Here is a 17,169-nt window from a genome sequence, read left to right on the forward strand (position 1 = left end):
CGTGGGCACGACGGCCCCCGGGGCAGCGGGGCCGACCGCCGCGACCTGCCCACCGTCGGACCCGCCAGCCGGAGCGGTGGCCGGAGCGCCGGCCGGAGCGGTGGCGGGAGCGGCGTCGGGTGTGGGCACCGGTTCGGGGTGGGTGGTGAGGACATTGGCGATGCGCAGGCCCGCGCAGGCGGCTGCGGTCGCGGCCAGGTAGTGGTCGAGCATCCGGTCCATCGCCGCCTCCCGCTGGTCGCAGCCGAGTTCGGCGGCCAGGTTGGCGCTGTAGAGGCGGACCAGGTCGTGCCGGGCGAACAGCCCCGGGGCGGTCTCCTCGACCAGGTGGGCGGCGTCCAGCTGGGACAGCAGGGCGCGGGCCTCGGTGAGCCGGACGTCGGCGAGCACGGCGGCGGCGTGCGGGTCGATCACCGCGCCCGGATGCAGCCCCAGGTAGCCGAAGAACCGCTCGGCAGGGGCCTCCAGGGCGCGCCGGGTGAGGTTGAGGGTGGTCGCGATGCCGAGTGACCCGCCACCGGCGGTGCTCAGCGCGGCGAGCCGTGACTGCTCGTCGGAGATCTCCTCGGCCAGGTGGCGCAGCGACCAGTCGGGCCGGGCGGCCAGCCGCGCGGCGGCCAGCCGCAGGGCCAGCGGCAGCCGGTCGCAGCGCTCGGCGATCTCGGCGGCGGCCTGCGGTTCGGCGTCGATCCGCTGGGGGTCGAGGGCCCGGCGCAGCAGGTCGAGCGCCTCGGTGAGCGGCAGCACGTCGAGCGGCAGCGGGACCGCGCCGGCCTGGACCAGCAGGTCGCCGAGCCGGTTGCGGCTGGTGATCACGGTGACCGGGGTGTCGTCGGCGGCGGGCAGCAGCGGGGCGAGCTGGGCGTAGTCGCGGGCGTTGTCGAGCACCACCAGGAGCTGACGTCCGGCCAGCAGTCGGCGGTAGCGGCAGGACCGGTCGTCCAGGGCTGCCGGCAGCTCCTCCTCGGGCATCCCGAGGGCGGTGAGGAACCCGGCCAGCACCTCGGCCGGGTCGCGGGGTTCGGTCTCGTCGAAGCCGCGCAGGTCGGCGTAGAGCAGGCCGTCCGGGAACCGCTCCGCCACCTGGTGCGCCCAGTGCAGCACCAGGCTGGTCTTGCCGACCCCGGCCGGCCCGGTGACCAGCACCGGGTGTCGCTCGGTGCGCCCGGTCGCAGCGCCCGCCGGGCCCGCGGCACTCGCGGGGCCGGTGCCCGCGGCGTCGGCGATGGCCGCGTCGAGCTTGCTGAGCTCCGCTGCCCGGCCGGCGAAGCGTCGGTTGCGGCGCGGGAGTTGGGAGACCCTGGGCGGCTGGGCGGCGTCCGGGCGCGGCGCGGCGCGCAGCTCACCGGCGGCCGGCCGCGGTGGGGCGGCGTCCCCGGCGGTGAGCCGCTGGTGGGCGGCGCGGAGCACTGGGCCGGGGGTGGCGCCCAGCTCGACGGCCAGTCGCGCGACGGTCCGCCGATGCACCGTCAGCGCCTCCTCCCGGCGTCCGGCCTGCACCAGGCAGTCCATCAGCTGCGCGGCGAGCTGCTCCCTGGTCGGGTCGGCGGCCAGTGCGCTGTCGAGCTCGTCGATCGCCTCGGTTCCCCGGCCGAGCCGGCAGAGGTGCTCACCGAGCCCCTGCAGCGCCCGTGTCCACAGCTCGACCAGGCGCGGCGCCTCGGTGCTGCGCAGCAGTTCGGAGCCGCAGTCGACCAGCGCCGGCCCGCGCCACAGTTCGAGTGCCCGGTGCAGCTGCGGCAGGGCGGCGTCACTGTCGGTGCCGGCGGCGCAGGCGCGGGCGCAGCACTGTTCGAAGCGGTGCACGTCGAGCTGGTCGGGGTCGCCGTCGAGCCGGTAGCCGACGTCCGTGGTGGTCAGGGTCAGGCGGTGGTCGAGCAGTCGGCGCAGCGCGGTGATGTGTCCGTGCAGTGCTGCTCGTGCGGTGGGTGGCGGGTTGCCCTCCCAGACGGTGTCGAGCAGCCGGGTGGTCGGCACGGTGCGGCCGAGTTCCAGGGCGAGGGTGCTCAGCACGGCCCGGCGCTTGGGCGCGCTCGGGGTGACCGCCGTGCCGTCGTCGGTCTGCACGGCGACCGGTCCCAGCAGGTTGATCCGCATCCGCACCTCCGCCACGAGAACCGGCCACGGGAAGCCGTCACGGCGTCACGACACCACCACGCCGACGAGGAGGACGGGCCGTCGGTGCCGATCGGTTGCCACGGCACCCCGCGGTGACCGGACGGAAGAATACGGCCGCGAGCGCCCGAAATCATCTGCCGGGGATGACTGGAACCGCATCACCGCAGGTCCAGGCGTAAACCAGACCGTTCAGATCACCTGTGGTGGGCATCCTGGGCCGGTCTACACTGCTCGGACGAAGCAGCCCGGCACCGGGACATGCGCAAGGTGGGGAACATATGGGGATCCGGCTCCTTGGACCGGTGGAGCTGCGGACCGCGGACGGGGGGTCGGCCGAGCTGGCCGGCGCCCAGCGGCGTGCGGTGCTGGCGCTGCTCGCCCTGCGGTCCGAGCGCGTGGTGCCGGTCGAGAGGTTCTTCGAGCTGCTCTGGGGCGACGAGCCGCCGGCCCGGGCCAGGGCGGCGCTGCAGGGCCATGTCGCGGCGCTGCGCAAGGTGCTGGCCGGTTCGCCGTTCGAGTTGCGCACCCGCGCCCCCGGGTACCTGCTGACCGGCGGTGCCGAGCTGATCGACGTGCGGCAGTTCGAGGCGCTGGCCGCGACCGCCGGCGAGGAGTCCGACGACGCCGCCGCGGTGTCGCTGCTCGAACAGGCGCTCGGCCTGTGGGGCGGGGCGGCGCTGGCCGATCTGCCGGACACCGAGCTCCGCCGGGCCCTGGTGGGCCAGTTGGACGCGGCCCGGACCACGGTACTGACCGCCTGGGCCGAGCGGCGGCTGCGCCTGGGCAGTGCGGCGGTGGCGATTCCCGCGCTGGAGCAGAGCGTGCGGGCGAACGGGCTGCGCGAGCCGGTGGTGGCGCTGCTGATGCGTGCGCTCCAGCAGGCGGGGCGGCTTTCGGACGCCTTGGCGGTCTACCACCACGCCAGGGAGCGGCTGGCCGCGGAGCTGGGGGTGGTACCGGGGGCGCAGTTGCAGGCGGCGCTGGCCGAGGTGCTCGGCGGCGGGCCGGCCGACGGCCGGGTGCCCGAGCAGCGCCGCCGGCCGCCCTCGGAGGCGGGAGCTGCGCAGCCGGCCGCCGACGGCCCGTCAGCGGCCGAGGTTCCGGCCCCCGCCGTGCCGCGCCAGTTGCCCCGGCAGCCGGCCGGGTTCGTGGGGCGCTGCGCCGAGTCCGAGTGGCTGGACCGCGAGTGCGGTCCCGGGCGCACCGGCGACGGCCTGGCCCTGGTGGTCGGCCCGGCCGGGGCCGGCAAGAGCGCCACGGTGATCCGCTGGGCGCACGCCGTCGCCGACGGATTCCCGGACGGCCAGCTCTTCGTCGATCTGCGCGGCTTCGACCCCGCCGGGCCGGTGGACCCGGTGGAGGTGCTGGGCCAGTTCCTCAAGGCGCTCGGGGTGCCGGAGGCGGCGATCGCGCAGGACGGACCGGGCCGGGCGGCGCAGTACCGGGCCGCCACCGAGTCGCGCCGTCTGCTGGTGGTGCTGGACAACGCCCGCAGCGCCGAGCAGGTGGCGGAGTTGCTGCCGGCCGGAGCGGCCGGCGCCGCCGTGGTGACCAGCCGCAACACCCTGGAGGACCTGGTGGTCACCGAGGGCGCCGCGCTGCTGCGGCTCACCGCCCTGCCCGGTGACGACGCGCTGCGGCTGCTGGAGCGCAGCCTGACGCCGGAGCGGGTGCGTGCCGAGGAGCCGGCCGCCCGGCGATTGACCGCGCTCTGCGACCAGTTGCCGCTCGCCCTGCGGATCGCCGCCTCCCGGCTGGCCGCCCGCCCCAACTGGACGATCGCCGACCTGGTCACCGAACTCTCCGACGAGCGCACCCGGTTGCTCACCCTGGACACCCACGGCGCGGTGAGCATCCGCACCGCGCTCTGGCTGACTTACCGTCACCTCTCCTTGACCGCTGGCCAGTTGCTCACCCTGCTGGCCGCCCATCCGGGCCGCGAGGTGGACGCCTATGCCGGCGCGGCACTGCTGGGCACCGATCTGCCGACCGCCCGCGGCGCGCTCGGCGAGCTGGCCGCCTACCACCTGCTGAGCGAGAGCACCCCGGGCCGTTACAGTCGGCACGACCTGATCAGGCTGTTCGGCATGGAGCTCTTCGCCGACCAGCCGGACCAGGTGCGCCGGCGCAGCACCGAACGGCTGCTGGACTACTACCAGGAGGCGGTCCGGCACAGCGGCGACCACGTGGACCCGGGGCAGGACGCCTACGGCCACCGGGCCCATCCGCCGCAGGCACTTCCGCAACCCGCCGACGCCCGGGCGGCGGTGACCTGGTTCATCGCCGAAGAGCCCACCATCCGGGCGCTGGTGGCGACCGCCGCCGACCAGGATCCGGAGCGGGCCTGGCGGTTGGCCCTGCAGGCGAGCGGGCTCTACTACGCGGCGAGCCGGCTGATCGACTGGCTCAGCTGCCTGCGCTCCGGCCTGCGGGCCGCCGAGCGGACCGGCCCGCAGTGGGCCGTCTCGATGCTGGAGTCCACCATCGCCAACGCCCTGATCGGCGTCGAACGGATCACCGAGGCCGTCGAGTTGAGCACCGTCGCGATGAACCGCACCAGCGCCGCGGACGGCTTTCCGCACGCCCGCGCCCGAACCACCCTGGCGCTGGCCGAGGTGGTGCTGGGCAACACCGCCGAGGCCGAGCAACTCGTCGACCGGGCACTGGAACTGGCTCGGCGCGGCGACCGCACCGAGCAGCTCGCCTCGGTGCTGAGCTATGCCGGCGCGGTGTCCGCGATGGCCGGCGACCCGACCACCGCGCTGGCCCGGGTCCGCGAGGCCCGGACCCTGCTCACCGACCATCCGGCCGCCACCATCCACGCCTGGTCGCTGATGACCGAGGCGCAGTCGCTCCAGGCGCTCGGCTGCCAGGAGGGCTCCGAGCGGGCTTGGATCCGGCTGCTGACCACCTGCCGGGAGGCCGGCTTCCTGCACCTGCACGCGATCGCCGAGCAGTCCTACGCCAACTTCCTGCTGGGGCTGGGCCGGGAGGCGGAAGCCGCCGAACATCTGCGCTCCGCCATCCTGCTGCACCGCTCGCACGGCCACCTGGCCGCCGCGGTCACCGACCTGCTGGCCAAGGTCGAGCAGTCGCTGGAGAGTTGACGGGAGCGCAGGCCCGCAGGGCAGGGTTCAGGCCGCCGGGAGCGGCGTCAGCGCGTACTCGAGGTGGGTCGCCAACACCGGCCGCAGCGCCCGGATCGCGTAGAAGTTGCGGGACTTGACGGTGCCCGGCGGCACCCCGAGGCGCTCGGCGGTCTCCGCCACCGAGCGGTCCTTCAGGTGCAGCTCCACCAGGACCTCACGGTGGTGCGGCTGCAGGCTTCCCAGGGCCACCTCGATGTCCCGGGCGGCCAGCACCCCCTCGTACGGGTCGTCCGGCAGCGGGCGGTCCTCCAGCATCTCGCCCGCCACCTCCTGGGCCCGGGCGGCCGCCATCCGGAAGTGGTCGATGGCGATCCGGCGGGCCACCGTGAAGAGCCACGGCCGGCTCAGCGCCGCACCGCGCGAGATCGACTCCGGATGCTGCCAGGCCCGCAGCAGGGTCTCCTGCAGGATGTCCTCGGCCTTTCCGCGGTCGCCGTTGGTCACCCGCAGCAGCGCGCGCAGCAGGTAGCCGCCGTGCAGGCGGTAGAGCTCGGCCAGGGTCTCCTGGTCGAGGGTGGGACGCGCCGACGGGGGCGGGAGCGGGGCGGCAGTTCGGTTGGTCACGCACTTACCTCTTCGGTCCAGGCGGGTCTGCTGCTCGGGCAGGCCGTGTGGGCGGCCACGGCGAGATCGGGAGGGGAGACCCCGACCTCGCCGACGCCACCCTGCCGAGCCGCGCCAACGTGACACCAAGAACGGACCAATGCGAGCGGGGCGGCAGCCGTGCGCGGCATTGGCGGGCGTCGTCAGCCCGCGGCAGCCGCGCGACATCGGCGGTCCGCGGCAGCCGCGCGCGGCTTTGGCGGTGTCGTCAGGCCGCGCTCGCCAGCTGCCGGACCAGCTCCTGAACCCCCTCCTCGCCGTGCTGCTCGATCAGCACGGCCACCCAGTCGAGCAGCTCCGCGCGTTCCGCTCGGGACCAGTTCCGCACCGACGGGTGCTCGTCGACCACCAGCGCCGCCGCCAGTGGGAGCAGCGCGGTCGACGGGGTGGGGCGGGGCCGGTCGGCCGTCGCACAGCCGGCCACCAGCCGGCGTGCCGCGGCGATCACCTCGGCGGCCGGCGCCTGGGGAACCTCCAGCGCGGGCACGCCGGGCAGCACCGGCGGCGGCTCCAGCAGCCAGTCCGCGATCAGCCGCCGCACCTCGGGTGACGACCCGTCGTCGGACATCCGCTCCCTCTCTCCACGTACCGGCAGCGAGCTCTGCGTGCCATACCTAGGGACGGTACCGGGTGGCAACCGGGTTCAGCTGCCGATTCTCCACCTCCCCGGCACGTGGACGCGTCCCGCCCGGGAGCCGTGGGCCGGAGCCGAACGACCGGCCGGGGCGAGCAGCCCCGGAACGCCTGACCGGGAGCTCGCCGCCCTGGCGGCGGAGGCCGGCGGGCTGAGCCACCGGCCGACGGGCGCGGCGCAGCCGTGGGAACCCTGCGGCGCCGCGACGCCCGCCCCGACTGCCCTGGCGCTTGGCCGGCGCGCCCCGGGCTCAGTCGAGCAGCCGGCCGAGCAGCTCCCGGCCGTACTCCCAGTCCCCCAGCTCCGACGCCGAGTTGAGGTGACCGTGGGCGCCGGCCACGACGAGCCGGGCGCCCCATGCGTCGGCGAACCGGCGGGACCGGTCGAGCGAGCACCACGGGTCGTCGGAGCTGGCGACCACCAGGGCCGGGAACGGCAGCGGCTTCAACGGGATCGGGCAGAAGCCCGCCAGCTCGGCCACGCCCGCGCCCTCGATGTCCGCCGGGGCCACCAGGAACGCCCCCGCGACCGCCGCCCCGGCCCGCCGCGCCGCCCAGTGCGCCACCAGGATGCAGCCGAGGCTGTGCGCGACCAGCACCACCGGCTGCTCCTGGGCGGCCACCGCCGCGTCCAGGACGTCGACCCACTCCCCAAGCCGCGGGTGGTCCCAGTCCGCCTGCTCAACCCGCTGGAACGCCGGGTCGGCGGCCTCCCAGTGGCTCTGCCAGTGCTGGGGCCCGGAACCCTCGTAGCCGGGCAGGACGAGGAAACGCGGCTGTGCACTCATGGCGGGCTACTCCTGTCGGGTCGGCGAACGCAGCGGAGTCTAGCCGCCGGCGCCTGCGCCGATGATCTTGCCGGGAGCGGTCTCAGCACAGCGCCCGCCCTGCGCTACTCTCGCGTCGGCAAGAGCTTCGGCGCACCCGAGGACACCCGCATGCATCGATCGATCAAGTGGCCGCGAGCGTCGACGTTCGACTCCGCTGGGCCGGCCGCCCCGCACAAGCACCGCGCGGCCCCCGCGCCGCGCCGATGAGCGGGGCGGCGCTCGGCTACCCCGGGGTGGGGGCCACCAGGTCCGGTGAGCTCCCGGATGGCTACCGCCACCTGCTGGAGCGCTGCCAACTCGGCACAGGGCGGGCGGTGTTCGCGGCCGCCGGCGACTCGGTGCTCGGGTGGTCGATGCACCGGGCGGTAGGGGTCGGGGTGAGCGCGAGCGACGGCCGGGCGGCGCCGGGGGTGCGGGTGACGGTGCGACTGGGGCCGATCAGCGCGCCCTGCCAGGTGGTGTGGGCCGTGGCGGACGAGCGGCGGGCCGGGTTCGCGTACGGGACGCTGGCCGGACATCCCGAGTGCGGGGAGGAGGCGTTCCTGGTGGAACTCGCGGCCGACGGGCGGGTCTGGTTCACGGTGACCGCGTTCAGCCGCCCCGCCCTCTGGTACACCCGCGCGCTGGGGCCCCTGGTGCCCGTCTTCCAACGCGCCTATGCCCGCCGGTGCGGGCGCGTGCTGCGGCGACTGGTCAGCAGACCGCGCCCGGGGAACTGACCCGCCCGGCCCGCACCTTGCCGACGAGCTCGGCCGGGTCGAGCCGGCCGGCCGACAGTGAGGCTTCGGCGAAGGCGCGAGCGGCGAGCGGCAAACGGCAAGCAGCGAGGGGCGACCGCCGCCCCACCGCGGCCGCCACCCCTGGCGGACCCCAGCCATCGGTATTTCGCCTGCCGGCTCCCCTGCCACCGGCTAGGGTCGCAGACCACCGCCGATCCCCGGAGGAAGCACCCATGACACCTGCCGCCGCAGCGGACGTCCGCATCGAGCCCTGGGCCGAGGAGGACCTCGGCCTGCTCCAACTGATCAACACCGAGGAGATGCGCAAGCACGTCGGCGGTCCGGAGGGTCCGGAGGCGCTGCTGGTGCGCCACCAGCGCTACTTGGAGTTCCCTCACCTCGGCACCGGGCAGATGTTCCGCATCGTCACGGGCCCGGAGGGCGCCAAGGCGGGCAGCGTCGGCTACCACTCCCGCCGCTGGCACGGCGAGCAGGTCTTCGAGATGGGCTGGAACGTGCTGCCCCCGTTCCAGGGGCGCGGCATCGCCGCCGTCGCGGCACGGCTGGCCGCCGAGCACGCGGCGGCCACCGGGCGGCACACCTGGCTGCACGCCTTCCCCTCGGTCGACAACCCGGCCTCCAACGCGGTCTGCCGCCGGGCCGGGTTCACCCTGATCGGCGAGACCGAGTTCGAGTACCCGCCCGGCCGTTTCATGCTCAGCAACGATTGGCGCGTCAACCTCGCCCAGCAGGACAGCCGTTGATGCCAGGCCAGGTGGTGTCGACAAACAACCGCTAGCTGACTGAGGGTCAGAAAGGACTGGCGCCCACTCACCTTCACTTGTACGGTGTAGAACACTTCTACACCGTACAAGAGCGTGCGGCGGCACTGCCGTGCGCGGAATCAAGCCGGGGGCTCAGCCATGTCAGAAAACGCCGTAACACGCCGGCCGGACCGCTGGCTGGTGCTAGCCGTCATCTGCCTGGTGCAGCTGGTCGTCGTCCTGGACAACACCATCCTCAACGTCGCGCTGCCGTCGCTGGCCACCGGTCTGCACGCCGACACCGGGCAGCTCCAGTGGGTGATCGGCGCCTACTCGCTGGCCCAGGCCGGCCTGCTGATCGCCGCCGGCGGCATGGCCGACCGGTACGGCCGCAAGAAGGTGCAGCTGATCGGACTGGCCCTGTTCGGGCTCGGCTCGCTGGGCGCCTCACTCGCCTCCGACCCGGCGCAGCTGATCGCCGCCCGGGCCGGCATGGGCGTCGGCGGCAGCCTGCTGCTGGCCACCAGCCTGGCCATCGTGGTGCGCACCTTCGACGCGCAGGAGCAGCCCAAGGCGATCGCGGCCTGGTCCGCCGTGGCCATGCTGGGCTTCGCGGTCGGCCCGGTGATCGGCGGTGTGCTGCTGAAGTACTTCTGGTGGGGCGCCTGCTTCACGGTCAACCTGCCGGTGGTGGTGCTCGGCCTGATCGCGGTCGCCCGGCTGGTGCCGGAGTCCAAGGACCCGCGCGGTGCCCGGCCCGACGTCCTCGGCGTGCTGCTCTCCACGGCCGGCATGGTCGGCGTGGTGTTCGCCATCATCCAGGGTCCGGAGGCCGGCTGGACCTCGGCCCGCACCCTGGTCTCCGGCGGCCTCGGCCTGCTGCTGCTGGCGGCCTTCGCACTCTGCGAGAGCCGGATCGAACACCCGCTGCTCGACCTGGAGTTCTTCCGCAACGGCAAGTTCCGCGGCGCGGTCTCCGGCGGTGTCCTGGTCAGCTTCGGCATGGGCGGCTCGCTCTTCCTGCTCACCCAGCACCTGCAGTTCGTGCTCGGCTACGGTCCGCTGAACGCCGGCCTGCGGACGGCGCCGATGGCGCTGACCGTGGTGGCGCTCAACCTCACCGGCACCGGCATGCGGCTGACCGCCAAGATGAAGCCGGGGCTGGCGATCGCGCTTGGGCTCGGCCTGCTGGCCGCCGGTCTGGCCTCGATCGCCGAGCTCGGCCGGCACGGCTCCTACCCGGGCATCCTGCTCGGCCTGGTGCTGATCGGCGCCGGCGCGGCGTGTTCGCAGCCCGCGATGGCCGGTTCGATCATGTCGTCGATCCCGCCGGAGAAGGCCGGCGTCGGCTCCGGACTGATGGGCACGCTCAGCGAGTTGGGCAACTCGCTCGGCGTCGCGGTGCTCGGCGCGGTGCTCACCGCCGGGTTCACCGGAGAGCTGCCGGCCGGTCTGCCGTCCTCGGTGGGTCGTTCGCTGCCGCAGGCGCTGGCCGCCGCCGGTCCGGCCGGCGAGCACCAGGTGCGCTCCGCCTTCGGGGACAGCCTGACCGGCAGCCAGCTGATCGGCGCGGTGGCGGTGCTGGTGGGTGGCCTGCTGGCGGGCTGGCTGATCCAGCGGGCGAGCCGGCACGAACCGCCGCTGCCCGCCGCCCCGGCCGAACAGCCCCCGAGCGACCGGCCGGTGGTCCAGCCCGGCTGAGTCCTGCGACGATCTACTATCACGGCACGGCCGTCCGCTGACCCGCGGTCGGCCGTGCCGTCATCCCGGTAGACCCCGCACGAACCCCGAAGGACAGAGGCAGCAGGCATGGCAGACAAGCCCCGTGACCCCGCCATGAGCGTCTGGCTCACCCCGCCCAAGCGGAAGAAGCGGGGTTCCGCGCCGACCGGGCTGAGCCGGGAGCGGATCATCGGCACCGCGGTGGCACTGCTGGACGGCGAGGGGGTCGACGCGTTCTCGATGCGCAGGCTGGCGGCCGAGCTCGACGTCACCCCGATGTCGGTCTACTGGTACGTGGACAGCAAGGACGACCTGCTCGAACTCGCCCTGGACGCGGCCTTCGGCACCATGCGGGTGCCGCCGCTGGAGGACCACGGCGACTGGCGCCGGCACCTGTACGTGATGGCCCATGAGTACCGCAGGTGCTACCTGGAGCACCCGTGGGCCGCCGAACTGCTCGGCCGCTACCTGTCGGTCGGTCCGAACGCGATGCTGATGTCCAGCAGCGCGATGTCCGCGCTCGCCGGCACCGGGCTGACCGGCGACGCCCTGGCCGGCGCCGTGGCGCTGGTCTTCCAGTACGCCTACGGGGTCGCCCTGGCCGAGTCCATGTGGGCCCGGCGGGTCCGGCAGCAGCAGGACGACGAGGACACCGTCTACCGGAAGATGCAGGACATGCTGGCGGACCACGACTCCCGCTTCACCGAGTGGGAGGAGCAACTCGGCTACGGCCGGCGCCAGGGCTTCTCCGCCGCCCGCAACCGCCAGTTCGACCAGGGGCTGGAGATGGCGCTGGCCGGCATCGAGGCCGCGGTCGCCGCGCTCCCCGAGGAGTAGCGGCCGACCGCGGCCCCGCCGCGCGGGCCTAGATGTCGCGGAAGGTCTCGATCTGGGCGCCGACCGAGTTGAGCCGGTCGGCCAGGTCCTCGTAACCGCGGTTGATCACGTAGACGTTGCGCAGCACCGAGGTGCCCTCGGTGGCCAGCATCGCCAGCAGCACCACCACGGCCGGGCGCAGCGCCGGCGGGCACACCATCTCGGCCGCCCGCCAGCGGGTCGGGCCCTCCACCAGCACCCGGTGCGGGTCCATCAGCTGCACGTTGGCGCCCAGCCGGGTCAGTTCGGTCAGGTAGATGGCCCGGTTGTCGTAGACCCAGTCGTGGATCAGCGTGGAGCCCTGGGCGGTTGCCGCGATGGCGGCGAAGAACGGCACGTTGTCGATGTTGATGCCGGGGAACGGCATCGGGTGGATCTTGTCGATCGGCGAGCGCAGCTTGGACGGGCGGACCGTCAGGTCGACCAGCCGGGTGCGGCCGTTGTCGGCGAAGTACTCGGGGCCGCGGTCGTAGTCGAGGCCCATCTCCTCCAGCACCGCGAGCTCGATCTCCAGGAACTCCACGGGCGCCCGGCGGACCGTCAGTTCGGAGCCGGTGACCACGGCGGCGGCCAGCAGGCTCATCGCCTCCACCGGGTCCTCGCTGGGCGCGTAGTCCACGTCGCAGGTGATCTCGGGCAGGCCGTGCACGATGAGCGTGGTGGTGCCGATGCCCTCGATCCGCACGCCCAGCTTCTCCAGGAAGAAGCAGAGGTCCTGGACCATGTAGTTGGGGCTGGCGTTGCGGATCACCGACACACCGTCATGCCGCGCCGCGGCCAGCAGCGCGTTCTCGGTCACGGTGTCGCCGCGCTCGGTCAGCACGATCGGACGGTCGGGGCTGACGCTGCGGTCCACCTCGGCGTGGTAGACGCCGGTGGTGGCGGTGACCTCCAGGCCGAACCGGCGCAGCGCGGCCATGTGCGGCTCGACGGTGCGGGTGCCGAGGTCGCAGCCGCCGGCGTAGGGGAGCTTGAAGCGGTCCACCCGGTGCATCAGCGGGCCGAGGAACATCAGCACCGAGCGGGTGCGGCGGGCCGCGGTCTGGTCCATGGCGGCCAGGTCGAGCTCGGCGGGCGGGGTGATCTCCAGATCGGCGCCGTCGTTGATCCAGCGGGTCTTCACCCCGATGCTGCTCAGCACCTCCAGCAGGCGGTAGACCTCCTCGATCCGGGCCACCCGGCGCAGCGTGGTGCGACCGGTGGTCAGCAGTGAGGCGCAGAGCAGCGCGACGCAGGCGTTCTTGCTGGTCTTGACGTCGATGCTGCCGGAGAGCTGCCGCCCGCCGACCACCCGCAGGTGCATCGGTCCGGCGTAGCCGAGCGAGACGATCTCGCTGTCCAGCGCCTCGCTGATCCGGGCGATCATCTCAAGGCTGATGTTCTGCCCGCCGTTCTCGATCCGGTTGACGGCGCTCTGGCTGGTGCCGAGGGCCGTGCCGAGTTCCGCCTGGGTCCAGCCGCGGTGCTTGCGGGCGTCCCGGATGAGCTTGCCGATGCGCGCGAGGTAGTCATCTGCCATGGGCGAGACGATATCTCACGTATGAGATATGACTAAGGGCGGCACCCCCTTCAGGGGATGCCGCCCGCAACATGCCTGGTGAGGCCGGGTCAGCCCTTCTGCATGACCTCGGGCTCGTGACGGCGCAGCAGTCGCTGGACCAGGAGGGCCAGCAGCACCGAGAGCACCACCAGCATGCCCGCGTCGATCGACCACTGCAGCGCGCTGTGCTTCCACAGGGCGTCGTGCTCGCTCACGTGGTTGGGGTCGAGGATCATCATGTGGCCGAGGTCCAGCGTGGTGCCGACCGTGGCGACGCCCCAGCGGGCCGGCATGATCCAGGACAGCTGCGCCAGGCCGGCCTTGTCGAAGAGCTGGAAGAGGCAGCCGGTGAAGACCACCTGGATGATGGCGAACATCACCAGCAGCGGCATGGTCTTCTCCGCCGTCTTCACCAGCGCCGAGATCACCAGGCCGAACATCATCGAGGCGAACGACAGCAGGACGATGCCGATCGCCATCTCGACGGCCGGCGCACCGGAGAAGATCAGGCCCGATGTGGGCAGCTTGCGGGTGGAGAAGCCGACCGCGGCGATGATCGTGCCCTGCAGCAGGCTGAAGAAGCCGAGCACGATGATCTTCGACATCAGGTACGCGCTCCGGGACAGGCCGGTCGCCCGTTCCCGTTCGTAGATCGCCCGTTCCTTGATCAGCTCACGGACCGAGTTGGCCGCCCCGGAGAAGCAGGCCCCGATCGCCAGCACCAGCATGATGGTGCCGGCCGCGTTGTTGGTCCCGTGCGGGTTGGCCCGCAGGCCGAAGGTGGCCGGGACCACGATGGAGACCACACCGAGCACCGCGGGCAGCACCACCGACAGCGCCATGAAGCCCTTGTCGGAGGCGATCACCGACAGGTAGCGGCGGATCAGCGTCCACAACTGCGAACCCCAGCTCTGCGGCTTGGGCGGCAGCACCGGCTGCTGGTTGGCCGGCGCGTGCTGCACCGCCACCGCGTCGACGTCCGCCGAGTACTGCTGGTAGTGCACCGAGCCCTTGTAGCGGCCGGCCCAGTCGTGGTCCGGGTAGTTCTCGAACGCCTGGAAGACGTCCGCCCAGGTCTCGTAGCCGAAGAAGTGCAGCGCCTCGTCCGGCGGCCCGAAGTAGGCCACCGAACCACCCGGCGCCATCACCAACAGGCGGTCACAGAGCGCGAGTTCGGCCACCGAGTGGGTCACCACCAGGATGGTGCGGCCGTCGTCGGCCAGGGTCCGCAGCATCTGCATGACCTCGCGGTCCATGCCCGGGTCGAGGCCCGAGGTGGGCTCGTCCAGGAAGATCAGCGAGGGCTTGGTGAGCAGTTCCAAGGCGACCGAGACGCGCTTCTGCTGGCCACCGGAGAGTGCCGTGATGCGGTTCTCGGCGCGCTTGTCCAGGCGCAGCTCGTAGAGCACCTCGTCGATCCGGCGCTGGCGCTCGGACGGCTCGGTGTCACCGGGGAAGCGCAGCCGGGCCGCGTACTTCAGACCGGTGCGGACCGTCAGCTCCTTGTGCAGGATCTCCGACTGCGGCACCAGGCCGATGCGCTGGCGCAGCTCGGCGAACTGCTTGTAGAGGTTGCGGCCGTCGTAGAGCACCTCGCCGCGGTCGGCCGGACGGTAGCCGGTCAGCGCCCGCAGCAGGGTCGACTTGCCGGAGCCGGACGGGCCGATCACCGCGACCAGCGACTTCTCCGGAACACCGAAGCTGACGTCGTTGAGCAGCACCTTCTTGGCGCCCTTGTGCTCGACCTCGACGGTCAGGTGGTGCGCGGAGAAGGAGACCGGGCCGTTGTCGATGAACTCCTGCAGCTGGTCGCCGACCAGTTGGAACGACGAGTGGCCGACCGTCAGGCGGTCCTGCGGGCCGAGCAGCTGACGCTGCACCTGCTGGCCGTTGACGTAGATGCCGTTGTGCGAGCCGAGGTCGACGATCTCGTAGCGGCCGTCGGCGAGCTGGCGCAGCTCGGCGTGGTGCCGGGAGACCTGGAGGTCGGAGACGACGATGTCGTTGTCCAGGGCACGACCGATCCGCACGATCCGCATCGCGGCGGTCAGGTTCCGGATCATGGTGGGGTTGCGCTCGCTGATGTAGCCGACCGGGCCGCCGCTGACGCCGTGGCCGAAGTCCTGGTGGACCCCCGGGTACGGCTGCTGCTGGGGCTGCGGCGCCTGCTGCTGCGGAACGCCCCCGTGCTGCGGGTAGCCCTGCTGCTGCGGGTAGCCGGCCTGCTGCGGGTAGCCGGCCTGCTGGGGGTAGCCGGCCTGCTGCTGGTAGCCCTGCTGCTGCGGGATGGCACCCTGCCGCTGGTAGCCCATCGGCTGGGCCGGCGGGGTGTGCCGGTAGGTGTCCGCCTCGTGCACCGGCGGCTGCCCGGCGGGCTGCCCGACCGGCTGGGCCACGGGCTGCGCCACCGGTGCGGAGAAGACCAGCCGGGGTCCGTTCTCGGCGTTGCCCAGGTTGAGCACGGTGCCGGGCGCCAGCTGGGCGTGCAGGGTCCGCCCGCCGCCGAGCCAGGTGCCGTTGGTGCTGCCGTGGTCCTCCAGCTGCCAAGCGGCGCCGTTGAACGAGATGGTGGCGTGCCGCCATGACACCCTGGCGTCATCGAACGGGAAGTCCGCCTGCGGGTCCCGGCCGATGGTGTAGGACTGTCCCGGTTCCAGCGTCCGGTGCTGTCCGTTGACTTCTAGTACGAGTTGCGGCACTGTCCGCCTGCCCCGCTCTCTCGGTCCCCCGATGGCATCCCCGTGTGGATCGGGGAGGGTGAGGAATATCGCGTCTGACGGGGGGTAATCATTCCAGCTCGGCCCGGACAGCGAAAAGTCGGCCCCACGGACTGTGACCCGCTGGCAACGTTCTCAAGGCAGCCCGGTGACGGGCGGTGCCGGGCAGGTGAACGGTGCGCGTCCACGAGCCGGACGACCTCTGGCGGTACCGGCTCCGCCAGGTAGCGTGGGCAGCACCATGGACAGCACACCACCGCAGCCCCGGACCGCCGACGACGAGCGCACCCTGCTGGTCAAGGTCTTCGGCAAGGACCGCCCGGGCATCACCACCGGCCTCTTCGCCACCCTTGCCGGCTTCGAGGTCGACGTGATCGACATCGAACAGGTCGTCACCCGTGGCCGGATAACGCTCTGCGCCCTGGTCACCCCGCCGGCCAAGATCGGCCCGGGGGTCGAGGGTGCGCTGCGCGCGACCGTGCACCGCTGGGCCGAGGACCACCGGCTGCAGGCCGAGATCATCTCCGGCACCGGCGACAACCGGCCGCGCGCCGAAGGGCGTTCGCACGTCACGGTGCTCGGCCACCCGCTCACCGCGGCGGCCGTCTCGGCGGTCACCTCCCGGATCACCGAGTGCGGCGGCAACATCGACCGGATCTTCCGGCTCGCCAAGTACCCGGTCACCGCGGTCGAGCTGGCCGTCTCCGGCGTGGCCACCGAACTGCTCCGCCCGGCGGTGGCCCTGGAGGCGGCGGCCCAGCGGGTGGACGTCGCGGTGGTCGCGGCCGGGCTGGAGCGGCGGGCCAAGCGCCTGGTGGTGATGGACGTGGACTCCACCCTGATCCAGGACGAGGTGATCGAGCTCTTCGCCGCCCACGCCGGCTGCGAGGCCGAGGTGGCCGAGGTGACGGCCGCCGCGATGCGCGGCGAGCTGGACTTCGCCGAGTCGCTGCGGGCCCGGGTCGAGTTGCTGGCCGGGCTGGACGTCTCGGTGGTGGACAAGGTCCGCTCCGAGGTGCGCCTCACCCCGGGGGCCCGCACCCTGATCCGCACCCTGCAGCGGCTCGGCTACCAGGTGGGCATCGTCTCCGGCGGGTTCACCCAGGTCACCGACTACCTGGTGGAGCTGCTCGGCCTGGACTACGCCGCCGCCAACACCCTGGAGGTGGTGGACGGCAAGTTCACCGGCAGGGTCAGCGGCGAGATCGTCGACCGCGCCGGCAAGGCCCGCTGGCTCACCCGCTTCGCCGACCGGGCCCGCGTCCCGCTCGCCCAGACGGTGGCCATCGGCGACGGCGCCAACGACCTCGACATGCTCAACACCGCCGGCCTCGGCGTCGCCTTCAACGCCAAGCCGGTCGTCCGCGAAGCCGCCGACACCGCGGTCAACTTCCCCTTCCTGGACACCGTCCTCTACCTGCTCGGCATCACCCGCGAGGAAGTCGAGGCCGCCGACCTCCACGGCACTCCGGAGGAGTGAACCGCCCCCGCGGGCCGG

12 protein-coding genes are annotated in these 17,169 nt (G+C 73.1%); 6 read left to right on the top strand and 6 right to left on the bottom strand.

Features of this window, described 5'->3' with window-relative positions:
- Nucleotides 1-2,097 (bottom strand): AfsR/SARP family transcriptional regulator (locus LN042_RS14155; RefSeq protein WP_283843726.1); only part of this gene is annotated, 2,097 nt, incomplete at its 3' end.
- 299 nt (nt 2,098-2,396) lie between these two features.
- Between LN042_RS14155 and LN042_RS14160 the strand changes: the two genes are divergently transcribed.
- Nucleotides 2,397-5,225 (top strand): AfsR/SARP family transcriptional regulator, encoded by a 2,829-nt coding sequence (locus tag LN042_RS14160; protein WP_230051542.1) that lies wholly within the window; start codon nt 2,397-2,399, stop codon nt 5,223-5,225.
- 27 nt (nt 5,226-5,252) lie between these two features.
- Here the strand turns inward: LN042_RS14160 and LN042_RS14165 are convergent, their stop codons facing one another.
- The 3 genes from LN042_RS14165 to LN042_RS14175 form a co-directional block, all read right to left on the bottom strand.
- Nucleotides 5,253-5,831: a sigma-70 family RNA polymerase sigma factor gene (locus LN042_RS14165; protein WP_230051543.1), complete on the bottom strand. Its 579-nt coding sequence runs from the start codon at nt 5,829-5,831 to the stop codon at nt 5,253-5,255.
- Between the two features lie 247 nt (nt 5,832-6,078).
- Nucleotides 6,079-6,438, bottom strand: coding sequence for a hypothetical protein (locus tag LN042_RS14170; RefSeq protein ID WP_230051544.1), 360 nt, complete (start codon nt 6,436-6,438; stop codon nt 6,079-6,081).
- A gap of 316 nt (nt 6,439-6,754) precedes the next feature.
- Nucleotides 6,755-7,291: an RBBP9/YdeN family alpha/beta hydrolase gene (locus LN042_RS14175; protein ID WP_230051545.1), complete on the bottom strand. Its 537-nt coding sequence runs from the start codon at nt 7,289-7,291 to the stop codon at nt 6,755-6,757.
- A gap of 245 nt (nt 7,292-7,536) precedes the next feature.
- On the opposite strand from LN042_RS14175, the gene LN042_RS14180 reads away from it, so the two are divergent.
- The 4 genes from LN042_RS14180 to LN042_RS14195 all read left to right on the top strand — a co-directional run bounded on the left by LN042_RS14180 (nt 7,537) and on the right by LN042_RS14195 (nt 11,375).
- Complete coding sequence (locus tag LN042_RS14180; RefSeq protein ID WP_230051670.1) at nt 7,537-8,052, top strand: DUF1990 domain-containing protein; 516 nt, start codon at nt 7,537-7,539, stop codon at nt 8,050-8,052.
- Between the two features lie 233 nt (nt 8,053-8,285).
- A complete protein-coding gene (locus LN042_RS14185; RefSeq protein ID WP_230051546.1) occupies nt 8,286-8,816 on the top strand; it encodes a GNAT family N-acetyltransferase in 531 nt (176 codons plus the stop codon).
- A 159-nt stretch (nt 8,817-8,975) separates the two neighbouring features.
- Complete coding sequence (locus tag LN042_RS14190) at nt 8,976-10,517, top strand: MFS transporter (RefSeq protein WP_230051547.1); 1,542 nt, start codon at nt 8,976-8,978, stop codon at nt 10,515-10,517.
- A gap of 108 nt (nt 10,518-10,625) precedes the next feature.
- Complete coding sequence (locus tag LN042_RS14195) at nt 10,626-11,375, top strand: TetR/AcrR family transcriptional regulator (RefSeq protein ID WP_230051548.1); 750 nt, start codon at nt 10,626-10,628, stop codon at nt 11,373-11,375.
- 28 nt (nt 11,376-11,403) lie between these two features.
- On the opposite strand, the gene LN042_RS14200 is transcribed toward LN042_RS14195, so the two are convergent.
- Together LN042_RS14200 and LN042_RS14205 are read right to left on the bottom strand one after the other, a co-directional pair.
- Complete coding sequence (locus LN042_RS14200; protein WP_230051549.1) at nt 11,404-12,933, bottom strand: helix-turn-helix domain-containing protein; 1,530 nt, start codon at nt 12,931-12,933, stop codon at nt 11,404-11,406.
- A gap of 89 nt (nt 12,934-13,022) precedes the next feature.
- Entirely contained in the window at nt 13,023-15,653 is a 2,631-nt protein-coding gene (locus LN042_RS14205) for an FHA domain-containing protein (RefSeq protein WP_230051550.1), read from the bottom strand.
- Between the two features lie 259 nt (nt 15,654-15,912).
- Between LN042_RS14205 and serB the strand changes: the two genes are divergently transcribed.
- Nucleotides 15,913-17,151: a phosphoserine phosphatase SerB gene (gene serB / locus LN042_RS14210; protein ID WP_230051551.1), complete on the top strand. Its 1,239-nt coding sequence runs from the start codon at nt 15,913-15,915 to the stop codon at nt 17,149-17,151.
- The last annotated feature ends 18 nt before the right edge of the window (nt 17,152-17,169 follow it).

It is taken from the genome of Kitasatospora humi (assembly GCF_020907985.1).
Lineage (GTDB): Bacteria > Actinomycetota > Actinomycetes > Streptomycetales > Streptomycetaceae > Kitasatospora > Kitasatospora humi.